This window comes from Mucilaginibacter sp. KACC 22773, from assembly GCF_028736215.1.
GTDB lineage: Bacteria > Bacteroidota > Bacteroidia > Sphingobacteriales > Sphingobacteriaceae > Mucilaginibacter.
Genome location: NZ_CP117883.1, coordinates 61036 through 78601 on the forward strand (window position 1 = coordinate 61036; position 17566 = coordinate 78601).

Below are 17566 nucleotides of genomic sequence, written 5' to 3' on the forward strand. Positions count from 1 at the left end.
GACAACGGTTTTATTAAAAAAGACAGCTTTTAATATATACCCTGAAAAAAACCAGCCAGCGAAACATCAAAATAATAACAAACTTTTCGGAGCGTATCCAACCTGATATCAATTTTTCCCGACTCGAGCCGGGCAATATTAATATTGGTTTCGGTAAAGAATTTTTCCTGTGTAACCTGATTTTGTCGCCTCAAATTCTTAATCTGAAGGGCTATTTTCTTTTTAAAAGCTTCGTCAGAATTGGTAAGGTATTCAAAATCAGTAAGTAACATAAAAGTGAAATTAATTTAAAAATTGATTTTTTGCAGGGGGCTCAAAAAATAAATTGGCGTTTGATTATTAAAGTTCGTAAAAAATATTGGATTAAATAATTGTAACGCAACTATTATTTATTGCCAATAATTATAGAAATAATAAATACTGGCAATAAATTTGTTTTGAACAACTCGCCCTGCATATAATCTGTGAAAAAAAATTAAATCACCTACCTGTGAAAAACTTTTTTTGAATTCTCAGACGCCCAAGTTGAGATTTTTTGTTCTTTGTTTTGGGTTTAATCAATAGTTTAAATTAATTAGGGGAAAGGGAGCTTCCAAAAAGGCTCTCTTTTTTTGTTTTACAAATTCCCAACCGATCCGACGTTGTACGCATTTACAAACAAACAACCCAGGATTTTATTACCCGCCATTCATGTTAAATATTGTGTCATTGTTACACAATAGGTATTGACACTTCGATATTTAATTATAAATTTGATAAGTAGCTATAGATTGTATCATTTTGTTGCAATAGCTCCTGAAACCAAGCTCTATACACCTGTTTAACCCAAATTCATAATAGTCGATATGAAAAAAATCGCCCTGTTGGTTCTTGTAGCGCTTAGCTGCACCTACTTATCATGTAACAAAGCCAGGCCCGGAAAGCCGCGCGTGCTTGTATTTTCAAAAACCATGGGCTTTCATCATGCATCTATAGATGCTGGGATAGCCGCAATTCAAAAACTGGGAGAGCAAAACGGGTTTGACGTAGATACCACCAAAAACTCCGCGATGTTTAATGACACAACCCTTCAAAAATACGCTACAGTTATATTTCTGAGCACCACCGGCGATGTGCTCGATTATCGCCAGGAAGCTGCTTTTGAACGCTATATCCAGGCAGGCGGCGGCTACGTAGGCATACATGCCGCGGCCGATACAGAGTATGATTGGGGATGGTATGGCCGCCTCATGGGGGATTGGTTTTATGACCACCCCGGTATTCACGATAAAAACCCTAACGTACAGCCCGGTACCTACAACGTGGTTGATGCCGATAACGACGCCACCAGGCACCTGCCCAAAGTTTGGAAACGTACAGATGAGTTTTACAGCTTCAAAAAGGCATTGGCAGCTGATGTGCATGTTTTAATTACCCTTGACGAAAGCACCTACAAAGGTGGTAAACGCATGGGGCTGCACCCTGCTACCTGGTATCATGATTTTGACGGAGGCCGCGCTTTTTATACCGCCATGGGCCATACCGAAGAAACCTATAAGGACGATAATTACCTTAAAATGCTGACAGCCGGCATTGAATATGCCATTGGCGGAAATAAAGAACTGGACTATTCCAAAGCTAAAACCCAAACACCGCCCGAAGAGGACAGGTTTATGAAAACTCAGCTTTCGACCGGTGAATTTTTTGAGCCAACCGAAATGACCGTACTACCCAACCTGGATATCCTGGTGATACAGCGCCGGGGCGAGATCATGCGGTATGATCACGCTACCCAAAAAGTAAAACAGGTAGGCTTTTTTGATGTATACTGGAAAACCTTGCATACCCCAGGTACCAATGCCGAAGAAGGCATGCTTGGCCTGGCCAAAGACCCCGATTTTGCCAATAACAACTGGGTGTACATTTACTACAGCCCGGCCGATAGTTCGGTTAACCGCTTGTCGCGTTTTACGTTTAAGAACGATACGCTGGATAAAAAGACGGAGAAAGTGATATTGGAAGTAAAAGCCCAGCGCGAAATTTGCTGTCATACCGGTGGTTCAATAGCCTTTGGGCCGGGGCCTGATAAAATCCTGTTCTTCTCGGCAGGTGATAACTCAACCCCTTTTGATGAAAAAGGACAAAAATATGTGACCAGCGGATATGCGCCTTTGGATGACAGGCCTGGTCACCTGCAATTTGATGCCCGCCGGTCGGCAGGGAATACCAACGATTTACGCGGTAAAATTATGCGTATCAAAATTAAGGACGATGGTACTTACGATATCCCCGAAGGCAACCTTTTCCCTAAAGGTACGCCAAAAACCCGCCCCGAAATTTATGTAATGGGCGACAGGAACCCCTACAGGATCTCTGTCGATCAAAAAAACGGTAATTTATATTGGGGCGAAGTTGGCCCGGATGCGCATAACGATAGCTTGGACACCCGCGGTCCAATGGGATATGACGAAATAAACCAGGCACGCCACGCGGGTAATTTTGGCTGGCCATACTTTGTGGGCGATAACAAACCATATCATATTTATGATTACGCCACAGGCAAATCGGGTCCGCTATTTGACCCTAAGCACCCGGTAAATAATTCACGTAACAATACAGGGTTAACCGATTTGCCACCGGCTCAGCCGGCATTTATATGGTACCCTTATGGTGCATCGGCCGATTTTCCGCAGGTCGGCACGGGTGGCCGTAACGCCATGGCAGGCCCGGTTTATTATACCGATATGTTCCCGGCAGAAACCCGTTTGCCCGATTATTATAACGGAAAGTTTTTGGCTTATGAATGGATGCGCGGCTGGATAAAAGCCGTAAGCCTTACTCCTGAAGGTGATTTTGATAAAATGGAGCCATTTTTCCCGGGCCTTAAATCAAACTCGATGATTGATATGGAAGTTGGCCCCGATGGCAGGCTGTATGGCCTGGAATATGGCAGCGGTTGGTTTACGCATAACCCCGATGCGGGTTTATTCCGGATAGATTATATTAAAGGGAACAGGCCACCGGTAATAAGCAGTGTAAAGGTTGATAAAACAACAGGTTTGTTGCCTTTCACTGTAAAGCTAACAGCCCAGGCCAAGGATCCCGAAGGAGATAAAATAACTTATACCTGGAAAATGGGCGACGGTACCACCAAAGAAACCGATGCCCCGCAACTAAGCTATACTTATACCAAGGCCGGGGATTATAAAATAAGTGTTGAAGCCAAAGATGCAGAAGGCGCGGCAAGTAAAGGTAGCCCGGTTAATGTTTATGCAGGTAACGAGCAGCCCGTTGTTTCGGTGAAGCTCACCAGTGGCAATAAATCATTCTATTTGCCGGGTGTTCCGCTTAGCTATGCGGTTACCGTTACCGATGGCGCGGCAACCAGTAAGGTTGATGCAAAACGTATTATAGTTAACGTTGATTATATTGATGGCTATAAAAAGCCTGTTGAAGCATCCCAATTGGAGCAAACAGCGCCCGAAAATGCCGGCAAAACGCTTATGCTGAGCATGGATTGTAAAAGCTGTCATAAAGAGGTTGGCAAATCAATAGGCCCTGCGTTTATTGATGTAAGCAACAAGTACCAGAAAGATCCTGATGCCATGAATAAGCTAAGCCAGAAGGTTATTAAAGGCGGCGCGGGCGTATGGGGCGAAACGGCCATGTCGGCCCACCCAAGCATCAAAAAGGGCGATCTGGAGCAGATTATTGGTTGGGTAATGTCGTTAGGAAAAGATAGTCAAAAGAAATCCTTGCCGCCAACGGGCACTATCATGCCAGATCCGGGCAAAACGCCATCGGCCACTTTGGTATTAACAGCTAAGTATACCGACGATGGCACCGATGCTATTAAAGCCTTAACAGGTACGGGCATAGCTACATTAAATAGCAGTAACTACCTGTTCACGGGTGCCGAAAAGACAAACGGCTTCACCGGGTTTAAGTACAACGGCATGAATTTGATGATCATTCCGCCAGGTGAAGGTTGGTTTGAGGTTGACGATATTGATCTTACCGGTGTAAAATCAGTAAACCTCACTACATTCTGGCAGGCTGCACCAACATACGGTTTCAATTTTGAACTTCATGCCGATGCGCCGGATGGTAAACTTATTGGCAAAGGCGGCATGCCAACGCCGGCAAAAGACCAAAAAGGAGGCATGGCGCATGTAGCGGTTACCCCGGTTACTGATGGTAAAATGCATAAGCTGTTCTTTATTTATAAACCGGTAAAACCGGGCTCATTAACGGCCGGTGTTACGGGCTTAATATTTAGCGCGAAATAACAGCTACGCTGCCAGCCTTTGACAGCGGCTGAAAAACAAGAAATCCCGGTAGGTAAACTTGCCGGGATTTCTTGTTTTGTTGCTGTCGGAGACACAGAATCGCTTTTAAAATTATGAACAAACAGGAGGCACCTACGGAGCCAAAAACAAGATAGATTTTCACTATAAACACGTAACTCCGCTGGAGTTAGAAATGGTTGGTATATTATTGACTCCGTAGGAGTCACGTGTTTATAGCACAAGGAAACCTAAAAGTAGGCTCCGTAGGTGCCTCCTCTTTAAAAACGATTGCCTGCTATCGGAGGAGAAAAGCTCATCGTTCCGATAAGTGTTTTTGACTAAATTCTTCCAGCGTAATGCTTTTTCCAGCCTCGTATTGTTGCATTCCGCGGTGGATACTTTCTGAAACATGGGGAGGGAATGTAACAGTGCTTGATTCAAACTGTACCTTCAACGCTTTCAATACAGCTTTAACTGTTTTCAGTTGCTCTGGACTTTCAGGATGTATAAGAATGCTTTCCATATAAACAAATATATCAATATCAACCTTTTACCCGAAATCCAAATCCATTTTCAACTTACAATGCCTGTTTCCTTTTAAACTCGCTCGGGGTACAATTGTACTGCGCCTTAAATACGGTTGAAAAATAATTGGGGCTGGCAAAGCCTACCATGTAGGTAATCTCGGAGATGGAATAGCCTTCGTGGGTGAGCAGGTACCTGGCCTTTTTCAGCCTTCGGGTTAAAATATAGTCGGTAATGCTGCAGCCTAACAGCGCTTTTACTTTACGGTATAACTGTACCCGCGATATGCCGATTGTTTTGCAGATATCATCTACATTAAAGTTTTCGTTGGCCAGGTTTTGCTCAACAATACCTGCAAAATCGTTAAGGAATTTTTTATCGAGCGATTTTGATGCAGGTATTTTGCCGTGGCTTACGTCGCTTGTAAAATGTTCTTTAAGTATTACCCTGTTTTTGATGAGGTTTTTTACCGTTGCCAGCAACTGGTCATAATTAAAAGGCTTCACCATATAAACATCGGCCATGCTGCCAATGCCATCAATTTGATGCTCAATACTGGCCTGCGCGGTAAGTAAAATAACCGGGATGTGCGATGTGCGGATATCTGTTTTAAGATTTTCGGTAATTGCTTTGCCCGACATACCCGGCAGTACTACATCTGATATAATAAGGTCGGGCACTTTTTCAAATGCTTCAGTCAAACCCTGTACGCCGTTATCTGCTGTAAAAACCTCATAATCGATGCCCAGTTTATCGGAAAGGTAGGTCAGCAAATCGGCATTATCCTCAATTATAAGAATGGATTGCTCCTTAGGGCTGCTAAGAGGGGGGGTATCGGTTTTTATTTCACCTTGTTCAAGATCGGTGGTATAAATGCGCGAGCGCTCATCAATAGCAGCGGTATTAACAACCTTGCCCGGCTGGTCGGTACTGTAATTGTAAGGGTTGCCCAGTGGCAGTGTAATGGTAAAAATAGTTCCCTGCCATTTTTTGCTACTTACTTTAATATTGCCATGATGTAGCAAAACAATCTCTTTAGATAAGGAAAGCCCCAGGCCCGAACCTTTGGCATTGCCGTTATCTGCCTGGTAAAATTGGTCAAAAACGTGCTCGGCTTCTCCAGGCTCCATGCCTATGCCGTTGTCTTGGATGGCTATTTCAACATTTTCGATATTTTGTGTCAATGTTACCTGGATGCGGCCATTGTCTTTAGTAAACTTAAGGGCATTAGATAGCAGGTTAAAGAAAACTTTATCCAGCATGTTGGCATCAAACCATGCCGTTATTTTTTTTTCTGCCGAAGTTAAGCTCAGGCTGATGTTCCGTTTGCGGGCATTGTGCTGAAAGCTATCCATAATATCGGTAACAAAAGTTACCAGGTTACCGGGCGCAGCATTAATTTGTTGTTTGTCGTATTCAATTTTGCGATAATCTATGAGCTGGTTAACCAACCTTAGCAGCCTGAACGTATTTTTATGGATTAGTTTTAAGTTTTTGCCTGCTATAATATTGAGTTTCCCGTTTTTCATCATATCCTCAACCGGCGACAGGATGAGGGTTAATGGGGTGCGAAACTCGTGCGAGATATTGGTAAAAAAGTTAAGTTTGGCTTCGGTAGCAACCTCGGCCCGGGCCGACATTTCCATCAGCTGGTTGCGCTGCAGCAAAATTTCGTTGTTTTTTACTTCAAGGCTTTTATTAATCTTTCGGTTCTCCATCAGCCAGTAAAACGCAAGCCCTCCAAAAATAATAGCCAGCACCAGGGTTATTACTATAATATTTAAAACTAACTCCTGGCTATTGTAAACCTGTCGCTGCTCTTTCAGTAACGATTGTTGCCGTTCAATATCCTTTTGCTGGCTGTTAATTTTGTTCCACTGCATTTTCATAAGCTGCACATTGGTTGAATCGATAACCAGCGATTGCAGGATGGTTTCTTTGGCAAAAGCTTCTTTATTCAGGATCCTGAATGCGGTGGTAATGGCCTCTTTGCCGCCGGTGGGGTATACCAAACTGGCATCAATAGTTCTTGATGCCACCATTTGCAGGCCTCCGCCGGCGCCGGGCATAGCGTCGACCCCTAATACTTTAACGTGATGGTTTAAATGCAGGTTGTTTAGCACCTCCCTGGATGCGCCTGCCATTACATCGTTATGGGCAAACAGGGCATCGGCATTTTTTAAATCAGGCTGCACCTGGTAAAGTTGTTTTTGAGCATGGTCCTTTAGCCAATCGCCATATACCTGGGCTTTAATATGTATGTTATTAAATTTAGCCAACGCATCGCTAAAGCCCCTGTGCCTTTCAATTGCGGGCGAAGAACCGGGGAGGCCCATCACCTCTACAATGTTGCCGGTGCCCTTTAAATTACTGCCAACGTATTCGCCCGCCATTTTACCAATCTGGTAATTATCGGCACCCACATAGGCTGTGTAAAGGTCTGATGATGTTTTGCGGTCAATTACAATTACCGGGATGCCTTTATTATAGGTTTGCTCAACTATACCGGTTAAAGGTTGTGCTTCGTTTGGCGATATGATGAGCAAATCGATGCCTTCATTCAGCATTTGCTTCACCTGTTCAATTTGTTTTTTGCTGCTGTTATCGGCATCGGCATAAATAAAACGGGCATCGGGATGTAATGAGAGCTCCATTTTCATTTCGTCCAGCATATTGCGCCGCCACAAGTCAGAGCCTACACATTGCGAAAAGCCTATTGTATACTGTGATGTCTTGTCGGCTTTTTTACAGCCGGTAAGCACCATTAGTATACATATGGGTGGCAACAACAGGTTGCGCAATTGATGAAGCAAAGCCATTAAAAAATATTAAGTAAACGTTTAAGCACGGTTTTATTGGTTAATACAATTCTTTTTGGGGAGGATGTATACAAAAGTATCGATAAATGTTTTTACAATACAAATAACAACCTCCGCCCGCAGGCCGCTCGTTGTATCATAATGTATCAAAACTGGAAATACCGTGTATCAAAATCAAACATCCGGATGGTATAGGATTAAAGATAAATTTTATTGTACTGATAATCAAATAATTAACCCGTTTTTAATTTTTGTACTGTTTTGGAATAAAATCGATAACTGCCGCTTTGCATATCGCCCTACTTTGCAACCGTAAATCCAATTAACACCTTTTATAATTATTATGAGAAAACATTCCGTCCTGGCCTGGTCCATGGTCGTGGCCCTTGGTGGCTTCCTTTTCGGGTTTGATACCGCTGTGATATCGGGCGCCGAAAAATCTATCCAGCAATTCTGGCACCTGTCTGTCATGGAGCATGGGCTTACTATATCTATCGCGCTTATCGGCACTGTCATTGGTTCATTGTTCGGTGCAAGACCATCAGATATCTTCGGAAGAAAAAATACTTTATACTTTGTAGCTGCAGCTTACCTGCTATCATCAATAGGTACAGCGATGGCCGATAACTGGTACCTGTTTTTAGTGTTCAGGCTATTAGGCGGCCTGGGTGTAGGCATATCATCCGTAACGGCCCCTATTTATATTTCAGAAGTTTCGCCTGCCGACAGACGGGGTCGTTTGGTTGGTTTGTTCCAGTTCAATGTGGTACTGGGCATCCTCATCTCGTATCTGTCCAACTACCTCATTAGCCAGGGCGGCGAGGCTTCATGGCGTTGGATGCTGGGCGTGCAGGCCTTCCCTTCTGCTTTGTTTTTAGCGCTCATTTATTTTATACCCGAAAGCCCCCGCTGGCTCATCCTCAAAAAAGGCGAAACAGGCAGGGCGCTTGAAATATTGCGTGTAATCAATCCGCTCAATTGCGAACAGGAGCTGGCTGCTATCAAAAACTCTACCCTTCATGATACCGTTTCAAGCGGCAACCTTTTCTCGGGCCAATATAAAACACCGGTAATATTAGCGGTGCTCTTCGCTTTTTTTAATCAGGTATCGGGCATCAATGCTATTATATACTACGCGCCCCGCATATTTGAAATGGCCGGGCTTGGCGCGCACTCTTCGCTGCTATCCACAGTTGGTATAGGGCTAATCAATTTCATATTCACCTTGTTGGGTATTAATATTATTGATAAGGTAGGGCGCCGTACGTTAATGCTGGTTGGCTCAATCGGGTTAATCGCGTCGCTGTTCATGGTGGCGTTCACGTTTTACTCGGGCCACATGAGCGGGTTTGCAATCCCGGTTTATATGATGATGTTCATCGCTTTCTTCGCTTTTTCGCAGGGGGCGGTTATCTGGGTTTTTATATCCGAAATTTTTCCCAACCAGGTACGTGCCAAAGGGCAAACATTGGGCAGCTCAACACACTGGGTTATGGCCGCTATAATAGCTTTTTGTTTCCCCTACCTGGCCGAGTCGTTAGGCGGCGCGGTTACATTCTCTTTTTTCTGCGTGATGATGGTATGCCAGCTCATCTTCGTCTGGAAGTTTATGCCCGAAACCAAAGGCCGCTCATTGGAGCAGATAGAAACTAACATGGTAATGCATTAATAATTGAAATGACGATGACCCCGCAAACCAACATAACAACCCCGGCCATTTGCTATGGCGAAATCCTTTGGGATGTATTGCCCGATGGCCCGCAGCCCGGCGGCGCATTGCTTAACGTGGCTTATCACTTAAATAAACTGGGTGTACCCACCAGCCTGGTAAGCAAAATAGGCAACGATGCCAACGGCCACAAGCTGGAAAACTTGATGGACGGCTGGGGAATACCAAAACATTTACTGCAAACCGATATGGAGCACCCAACCAGCCAGGTAATTGCCAAAATGAACAATGGCAACGAGGTATCATACGAGATTGTTTTCCCCGTGGCCTGGGATTTTATAAGCGATAGCGCGCATGTCATCAGCCAGTTGCAGCCATCAACCTACTTGGTATACGGCAGCCTGGCATCGCGTAACAGCGTATCGCGCAATACCCTGTTTGAATTGTTGGCCAGCGATGCTATTAAAGTATTTGATATTAACCTGCGCCCGCCTTTTTTCAGCCGCGATTTGCTGGAAGAGCTTTTGCGCAAAGCAGATATTGTAAAATTTAACCAGGCCGAACTGGAAATGGTGCAGGGCCTTTTCAGGGGATCGTTCGGCAAAGAATCGGAACAGATCAGGTTTATACAAGACCATTTTAACATCCCCGAGATTGTAGTTACCAAGGGGGAGTTTGGGGCATCGTACTACAAGCAGGATAAGGCATACCATGTTGCCGGCCGCGAAGTAAAAGTTACAGACACCATTGGCAGCGGCGATTCTTTTTTGGCCGCGTTTATTGCCAACCATTATAACGGCGTACCGCCGGAAACCTTATTAAAAAACGCAATAGCGATGGGTGGCTTTATTGCAACAAAGAAAGGAGGTTGTCCCGATTATAAAATAACAGATTATCAAGACTTTAAAAGCCAATTATTTTAAATAAACCATACCTAATAAACTTAATTAAAAACCAATGAGAAAATTATTACTTATTTGTTCCCTGCTTATACTGCTCATAAGTAAGGGATACGCGCAATCCCGCGTCATTACCGGGACTGTGCTGGATAACGCATCAAAACCAATGGATGGCGTTACCATTGTGGTTGTTGAAACCCAAAAATCAACACTATCAGATGCCAGCGGAAAATTCAGCATCACGGCAGCAACCGGGCAATCTATAAGGTTTTCATATGTGGGCACCAAACCGATACTTGTAACAGTTGCCGCCGATACCAAAGTACTTGATGTGGTATTTAAAGATGCCGCAACCACCTTGAATGAGGTAGTAGTAACCGGTTACACATCCGAAAGGAAGAAAGATCTGACGGGCGCCGTGGCCGTTGTTGATTTAGCACCGGTAAAAAACAACAGCTCGGGTAATACCATGCAGGCTTTACAGGGCAGGGTTGCCGGTTTGTACATCGAAAAAGATGGATCGGCCAACGGTTCAACCAGCAGGATCCTGATCAGGGGGGCAAATACTTTGGGCAATAACAACCCTTTATATGTTATTGATGGTATACCCACCACCAGGCCCGAAGTTTTTCAAAATTTATCACCTTCAAACATCGCATCGGTACAGGTACTTAAGGATGCTTCGTCTGAGTCGATTTACGGGTCAAGAGCATCCAATGGCGTTATCATTGTTACCACAAAAAACGGCGGCAATACCCAGGGCAAAGTCCTGTTCCAGTTTAATAACAGTACATCTGTCCAGTCAGAAAAATCGTTGCGGTTTAAAATGCTGAATTCGACAGACAGAGGTAAGGCGCTATGGCAGGCATCTGTAAACGATGGCCAGGACCCGGCTGCCGGTTATGGCGATATATACACTTTTAACTGGAACGGTAATTATAACAACCCGGTTTTAAACAGTGTTACCCCCAAACAATTTGTAGGTGGCGACCCTAATACCCCTGCCGGCAATACCGATTGGCAAAGTGTATTGTATAAAACAGCCATGGTTTATAACAATGATTTCACAGCATCGGTAGGCAACAAAAACGCATCACTTGAAATTAACTTTGGCAACATCAAAAACACCGGCCTTGTTAGGTTTACAAAATACAACCGTACTACAGGTAGCATTAACGGTGTGGTACGCGCCTTTGACAACAAAGCTACTTTTGGCGTAAACTTAAAAATAACCAACTCAAACGAGACGCTTACTACCACAGATTTGGGCGGTGCGGCAACCACCTTTTTGGCAGTAACACTGGCACCTACTATACCAGTATACCAAAAAGATGGTGTTACTTATGCAGGCGAATCTGGCGCGGGATACTCTGACAGGAATAACCCGCTGCACATGCAGGATTTAGCCAAGTGGAACAATGCTAACCGGGTAAATACATTTGGTAATGTTTTTTTAGAAATACAACCCATTAAAAACCTGTATTTCAAATCGAATTTTGGTGCCGATAATTCAAATTACCTGAATAAGGTGATAACACCAACTTTCCAGGAAGGTGCCCTGGCGCGTACAACCAATAGCTTGTTTTTTGACCAGAACCATTACCTTAGCACTACTTTTTCAAACACGTTAAGGTATAACTACGATTTAACCACCAACAACCATTTTAAATTATTGGTTGGTACCGAGTATATTAAAACCTTTACCGATTTTCAGACCACCCTTAAACAAGGCTACGCCATACAAACCGAAGATTATTTTACCTTAGATGCCGGCACAGGCAATACTATAGTTACCGGCCGCTCTACCGGGAATAGCTTGTTTTCGCAGTTTTCGCGGTTAGATTATAATTATGCCGGTAAATACTTAGCCTCGGTAACCATACGCCGCGACGGTTCATCAAGGTTTGGTTCAAACAACCAATATGGTATTTTCCCGTCAGCTTCCTTCGGTTGGAAAATTGACCAGGAAAGCTTCATGAAAAACAACACCATCTTTTCGGAATTAAAACTAAGGGCAGGTGTGGGCCGTGTAGGTAACCAGGAAATTGGCGATCAATCGCGCTTCGCGCTTTATGATACCCGCTATGGTACCACTCAAAATCAGTTAACCCCGGGCTTTTGGGAGCAGTACATGAATGTTGGTACTGCTTACTCACTTTCTGGTGCCAATACAGGATCGTTACCCTCGGGCTTTGTGCAAACCCAGGCTGCCAATCCAGGCCTAAAATGGGAATCTACCGAAGAGCTAAATGCCGGGCTTGACTTTGCCATTCTGAACGATAAGATCTCGGGATCATTTGACTATTTTACCCGCAGAACGACGGGGATACTAATTACACCTCCAATTGCATCGGCATTGGGCGAAGGGCAATCAAAAACAGTTAATGGCGCCTCTAAAAGCAATAAAGGCTGGGAGTTTTTAGTAACCTATCATGGCCAGCAATCAGGCGATTTTAATTACAATGTAACTTTAAACTTTTCGCACTTCAGAGACAAAATCACTGATTTGCCTGAGAATGTTAGGCCGGCCTATCCGGGTAACATAGCTAATACCATTATAGGACATTCGCAGTTTGACATATTTGGGTATAAAACTGCCGGTCTTTTCCAATCGCAGGCCGAAGTGGATGCTGCCCCAACACAAATTGGCGCAGGGCCGGGCAGAATAAAGTATGTTGATGTAAACCACGACGGAAAAATTGATGCCAACGATCAAACCTGGATAGGAACTACGCTACCCGCTTTGGAGTATGGTGCACGGATTGATTTAACCTACAAAAAATTCGATCTGTCTATATTTGGTTCGGGTGTTGCCGGCCGCAAAGGGTTTGATGTATATACCCTGTACAATAACCTGATGCATAGCCGCGAAAATGTTGGCCCCGGTGTATTTGGCGGATGGACACCACAGCATACCAATACCAATGTACCTGCATTAACACTCAAAGATAATAACAACGAAGGCCGCACTTCTGATTACTTTATTGTAAACACCTCTTATTTCAAACTCCGCAACATTCAAATTGGGTACACTATTGTGCCTAAAGCGGTATTTACCAGGCTAAGAGTGTTTGCGATGGCCGAAAACGTGTTTACGTTGAAAAGCAAAAGCTATTTAAGCCCAGATCCTGAAAGGATTGACCTTGGTCCGGTTCCAATTCCTAAAGTTTTCAGTTTTGGTATCAACGCATCATTTTAACGATATAAACTATTCAGTATGAAAGCAAAAATATTTTTCACAGCTGTTTTATCCGGACTGATCATCTTCAGTTCATGTAAAAAGGCGTTAGACTATACACCAAAGGGTGTGTTGTCTTCATCAGATTTAAAAACACCAACCGCTATTGAAGGTTTGGTAACCGCAGCCTATGCCGCTATTGGCAACGGCGACATGATAGGCCCCATATACAGCGATTGGGCTTACGGCAGCGTTCGCTCAGATGACGCCTATAAAGGCGGCGGCGGTACCGGTGATGTTGGCGAAGTTGACGCGCTGGAGCATTACAACCTGGTAACCCCATCAATGGATGCCTTTGTTTCACGTACCTGGAAAAATTTGTTCAAATCTATTTCAAGGGCAAATGTGGCGCTAAGGGCAGTTAATTCGCTCTCTGATGCAGATTACCCTAATAAGAAAACACGTTTGGCCGAGTTGAGATTTTTACGTGCCCACAGCTATTTTACCATGAAACTGCTGTATAAAAACATTCCAATTTTTGATGAAAACGCGACGGCGGATGATATCCTGAAAGTTTCGAACACGTTATCAAATGAGGATTCATGGAATAAAATTGCAGCCGATTTTCAATACGCTATTGATAATTTACCTGTTACCCAGCCAGAGCTGGCAAGGGCCAACAAGTTAAACGCCCAGGCTTATTTAGCAAAACTGAGATTGTACCAGGCTTACGAGCAGGATGATAAGCATCATGTAACCAATATCAATAAAACAAGGTTGCAGCAGGTGGTTGATCTTACACAGGCTGTAATTGCATCTGGCAAATATGCATTAAGCAGCGATATAGCTGATGATTTTTTACCGGAAACTGAAAACGGACCTGAATCTGTATTCGCGATACAGTTTACCATTAATGACGGAACCACTGCCGGGCGTATGAATTTTGAGGATGGGTTAAATTATCCGCATGGCGCACCACAATACGGTTGTTGCGGCTTTCATGCTGCAAGCCAGAACCTGGTGAATGCGCATACTACTGATGTTAATGGCTTGCCCAACTTTGATACGTTTAACAACAGCATTGCCGATTTAACAAAAGTGACGGTTGACCCCAGGTTAGACCATACCGTTGGTATCGACGGCCACCCGTACAAATATGACAACACGAAGCCATTCAGCAACAGTTGGGTGCGCGATCCTGGTGTTTACGGAAATTTCCACACCATGCGCAACCAGCAATTGGCTACCAGCTCATCATACTTTAAGCTTGGTCCGTTTATGGGTTCGGCAAAAAATTATGATATTATCAGGTACGATGATGTACTGCTCATGCAGGCAGAAGCTTATATTGAACTGGGGCAGCAGGCAAGTGCATTACCGCTCATTAATCAAATAAGAAACCGTGCGGCGGCAAGCACCGGACGGCTTAAAAAAATAGATGGCACCTTTCCATCTAACTATAACGTTAAACCCTACAGCATTGCCAACTGGACGCAGGATTATGCCCGCAAAGCACTGCAATGGGAAAGGCGACTGGAGTTTGCCACAGAAGGAGCCCGTTTCTTTGATTTAGTAAGATGGGGAATTGCCGAGAAGACACTCAATGACTATATTAACGTTGAAAAAGGCAGGAGAACATTCCTGGCAACTGCTAAATTTACAGCAGGCCGGGACGAGTACCTGCCTATACCACAATCAGAAATTACATTTACCAACGGTTTGTACAAACAAAACCCGGGGTATTAAACTTGTTAAAACATAAATAGGGCCCCGGTTTTATAATTATGCCGGGGCGCCTTTGTAAATACACGCTTAAGTTCATCTGCCTAAATTAAAAGAACTTCAATTATGAAAACAAAAACCGGCATCGCGTTACTGATGGCCTTTATAATGATTACCATGGTTAGTAAAGCGCAGGATAAATCAGGAGTAAGCTACCAGGAGCCGCACAGGCCGCAGGTGCATTTTTCGCCGGAGCAGCATTGGGTAAATGACCCCAATGGGATGGTTTATTTTAACCACACCTACCATTTGTTTTTTCAATACTATCCTGATGGTATTGTGTGGGGGCCAATGCATTGGGGGCATGCGGTAAGTAAAGACCTGGTGCACTGGAAACAAATGCCTATAGCTTTATATCCCGATAGCCTGGGCTATATATTCTCGGGCAGTGCTGTGGTTGATTCCAACAATACTTCGGGCTTTGGTAAAAATGGAAAGGTTCCGTTGGTAGCCATATTTACGCACCATGATCCAAAGGGAGAAAAGGCAGGTACCGATGTTTTTCAAAACCAAAGTATTGCCTACAGTTTAGATAACGGCCTTACCTGGACTAAGTACGCAGGGAACCCGGTACTTAAAAATCCGGGGATTAAAGATTTCAGAGATCCTAAAGTGATGTGGTACCCCAAACAAAAAAAATGGGTAATGACCCTGGCTACCAAAGATCATATTACCTTTTACTCGGCACCTGATTTAAAAACCTGGAAAAAGGAGAGTGAGTTTGGTTTAAGAGAGGGAGCGCACGGCGGGGTATGGGAGTGCCCCGACCTGTTCCCTTTAAAGCTGAACGGCAAAACATACTGGATACTTGTGGTAAACCTTAACCCGGGAGGGCCCAACGGAGGCTCGGCTACGCAATATTTTGTGGGGAGCTTTAACGGGCATCAGTTTACACCGATGGATACCCAAACGCGCTGGCTGGATTATGGCCCCGATGAGTATGCAGGCATTACCTGGAGCAATACCGGCAGCCGCAAAATTTTCCTGGGCTGGATGAGTAACTGGGAATATGCTAACCAGGTGCCCACCCAAAAATGGCGCAACGCCATGACCATTCCGCGAGATTTGCGTTTAAAACAAAGTAAACAAGGCATCGTCATCGCATCGGCCCCGGTTCCTGAGTTAGTTAACATCAGTACCAGTACATCGGTATCAAAAAAAGTGGCAATTAATAAAACACTTGAGTTAACCGACAAAGTAAGTAATTTAAAAAGCCAATACATTTTAAAGTTAAGCCTCGCTCAGTTAAAGGGCTATACCATTAAACTATCCAACAAAAAAGGAGAAGAAGTATTAATCGGTTACGATGATGCCAAGGATCAATATTTTATCGACAGGACAAAATCAGGTAAGGTGGATTTTCAAAAAGACTTCTCGGGCCGGTTTACTGCCCCAAGATTGAGTACAACAAAAAGCTCCGACCTGATCATTGTAGTTGATAAAGCATCCGTTGAGCTTTTTGCCGATGGAGGCTTAACTACCATGACCGCCGTTTATTTCCCCAACGAGGATTACACCAGCATGGCAATAAATGTAGATGGAAAGCTGAAATTAAACACACTTACCATTAACGGGTTAAAATCAATTTGGAAGTAGTACATGCAGCTATCTGCTGCCATTGAAAAAGCAAAAGAGGCTGCCTTTACAGGTTAGCCTCTTTTGCTTTTAACAGATATTTTCAATTACGGTGATTTTGAACTATAAATTCAAACCCTATCTTTACTTTAAAACTACCCTATGTTCGACCTCATAATGGCAAACTTTGCTATGCACGTTTCGTTAACTCCAGCAGAGGCGGCTTATGTTCAATCGGTATTGCAGCATAAGGTTGTAAAAAAGAATACTGTTTTGCTGAGCGCCGGCGAGATTTGCCGGGCAATATATTTTGTGAACAAAGGCTGCCTGCGCATTTTTAACGTAGACCGTGAGGGCGACGAACACAATATGTCTTTTTGCCCGGAAAACTGGTGGTCGGTAGATATTTCCAGCTTTTTTGGACAAAGCCCTGCATTCTATTCGATAGGCGCGCTGGAAGATACCGAGGTGTTTTACCTTAGCCACGCGGCTATTGAAAAACTATTTATCGAGTTGCCTAAGTTCGAGCGTTTTTTTCGCATACTTACCCAAAACGGGTTCAATTTATACCAACGCCGCATTACCTCAAACCTTTCTAAAACCGCCGAAGAGCGCTACCTGCAGTTTCAAAAGCAATACCCCAAATTGGAACAGCGGATAGCGCAAAAGCAAATAGCATCGTACCTGGGCATTACACCCGTTTTTTTGAGCATGCTGCGTCGCAATAAACAAACCACAAACAGGTAATCTCTTCCCGCAGCCATGACAGCATGGATTTTAACAGTTAAAGTAAATGAAAAGACCGCCACTTATGATGACGGTCTTTTTCTTTTTATATAATCCTCTGGTAT

General features: G+C 44.0%; 10 protein-coding genes. 7 read left to right on the forward strand and 3 right to left on the reverse strand.

Translation table 11 applies throughout. The annotated features are described in order from the left end of the window. Positions 1-29: 29 nt before the first annotated feature. Positions 30-272: a helix-turn-helix domain-containing protein gene (locus PQ469_RS00310; protein ID WP_090652130.1), complete on the reverse strand. Its 243-nt coding sequence runs from the start codon at positions 270-272 to the stop codon at positions 30-32. 573 nt (positions 273-845) lie between these two features. On the opposite strand from PQ469_RS00310, the gene PQ469_RS00315 reads away from it, so the two are divergent. Next, the gene (locus PQ469_RS00315; RefSeq protein WP_274211208.1) at positions 846-4268 is read left to right on the forward strand and encodes a ThuA domain-containing protein; all 3423 of its coding nucleotides are present in this window, start codon (positions 846-848) and stop codon (positions 4266-4268) included. Between the two features lie 313 nt (positions 4269-4581). Here the strand turns inward: PQ469_RS00315 and PQ469_RS00320 are convergent, their stop codons facing one another. After that, positions 4582-4791, reverse strand: a complete 210-nt coding sequence (locus PQ469_RS00320) for a DUF2683 family protein (RefSeq protein WP_090652128.1) — start codon at positions 4789-4791, stop codon at positions 4582-4584. A gap of 55 nt (positions 4792-4846) precedes the next feature. Continuing rightward, positions 4847-7612, reverse strand: a complete 2766-nt coding sequence (locus PQ469_RS00325; protein ID WP_274211209.1) for a hybrid sensor histidine kinase/response regulator transcription factor — start codon at positions 7610-7612, stop codon at positions 4847-4849. Between the two features lie 343 nt (positions 7613-7955). On the opposite strand from PQ469_RS00325, the gene PQ469_RS00330 reads away from it, so the two are divergent. The 6 genes from PQ469_RS00330 (at position 7956) to PQ469_RS00355 (ending at position 17462) form a co-directional block, all read left to right on the forward strand. Further along, positions 7956-9281, forward strand: a complete 1326-nt coding sequence (locus PQ469_RS00330; RefSeq protein WP_274211210.1) for a sugar porter family MFS transporter — start codon at positions 7956-7958, stop codon at positions 9279-9281. A gap of 8 nt (positions 9282-9289) precedes the next feature. Continuing rightward, complete coding sequence (locus PQ469_RS00335) at positions 9290-10204, forward strand: carbohydrate kinase family protein (protein ID WP_274211211.1); 915 nt, start codon at positions 9290-9292, stop codon at positions 10202-10204. Positions 10205-10238: 34 nt separating this feature from the next. After that, complete coding sequence (locus PQ469_RS00340; protein WP_274211212.1) at positions 10239-13379, forward strand: SusC/RagA family TonB-linked outer membrane protein; 3141 nt, start codon at positions 10239-10241, stop codon at positions 13377-13379. Between the two features lie 18 nt (positions 13380-13397). Next, entirely contained in the window at positions 13398-15104 is a 1707-nt protein-coding gene (locus tag PQ469_RS00345; RefSeq protein WP_274211213.1) for a RagB/SusD family nutrient uptake outer membrane protein, read from the forward strand. 102 nt (positions 15105-15206) lie between these two features. Continuing rightward, positions 15207-16736, forward strand: a complete 1530-nt coding sequence (locus PQ469_RS00350; protein WP_274211214.1) for a glycoside hydrolase family 32 protein — start codon at positions 15207-15209, stop codon at positions 16734-16736. Between the two features lie 141 nt (positions 16737-16877). Then, positions 16878-17462 (forward strand): Crp/Fnr family transcriptional regulator, encoded by a 585-nt coding sequence (locus PQ469_RS00355; RefSeq protein ID WP_274211215.1) that lies wholly within the window; start codon positions 16878-16880, stop codon positions 17460-17462. The last annotated feature ends 104 nt before the right edge of the window (positions 17463-17566 follow it).

Coding starts and splice junctions, on each gene's coding strand:
- PQ469_RS00355 (WP_274211215.1), top strand. CDS start 16,878: ATGTTCGACCTCATAATGGCAAACTTTGCTATGCACGTTTCGTTAACT.
- PQ469_RS00320 (WP_090652128.1), bottom strand. CDS start 4,791: ATGGAAAGCATTCTTATACATCCTGAAAGTCCAGAGCAACTGAAAACA.
- PQ469_RS00325 (WP_274211209.1), bottom strand. CDS start 7,612: ATGGCTTTGCTTCATCAATTGCGCAACCTGTTGTTGCCACCCATATGT.
- PQ469_RS00310 (WP_090652130.1), bottom strand. CDS start 272: ATGTTACTTACTGATTTTGAATACCTTACCAATTCTGACGAAGCTTTT.
- PQ469_RS00315 (WP_274211208.1), top strand. CDS start 846: ATGAAAAAAATCGCCCTGTTGGTTCTTGTAGCGCTTAGCTGCACCTAC.
- PQ469_RS00340 (WP_274211212.1), top strand. CDS start 10,239: ATGAGAAAATTATTACTTATTTGTTCCCTGCTTATACTGCTCATAAGT.
- PQ469_RS00335 (WP_274211211.1), top strand. CDS start 9,290: ATGACGATGACCCCGCAAACCAACATAACAACCCCGGCCATTTGCTAT.
- PQ469_RS00345 (WP_274211213.1), top strand. CDS start 13,398: ATGAAAGCAAAAATATTTTTCACAGCTGTTTTATCCGGACTGATCATC.
- PQ469_RS00350 (WP_274211214.1), top strand. CDS start 15,207: ATGAAAACAAAAACCGGCATCGCGTTACTGATGGCCTTTATAATGATT.
- PQ469_RS00330 (WP_274211210.1), top strand. CDS start 7,956: ATGAGAAAACATTCCGTCCTGGCCTGGTCCATGGTCGTGGCCCTTGGT.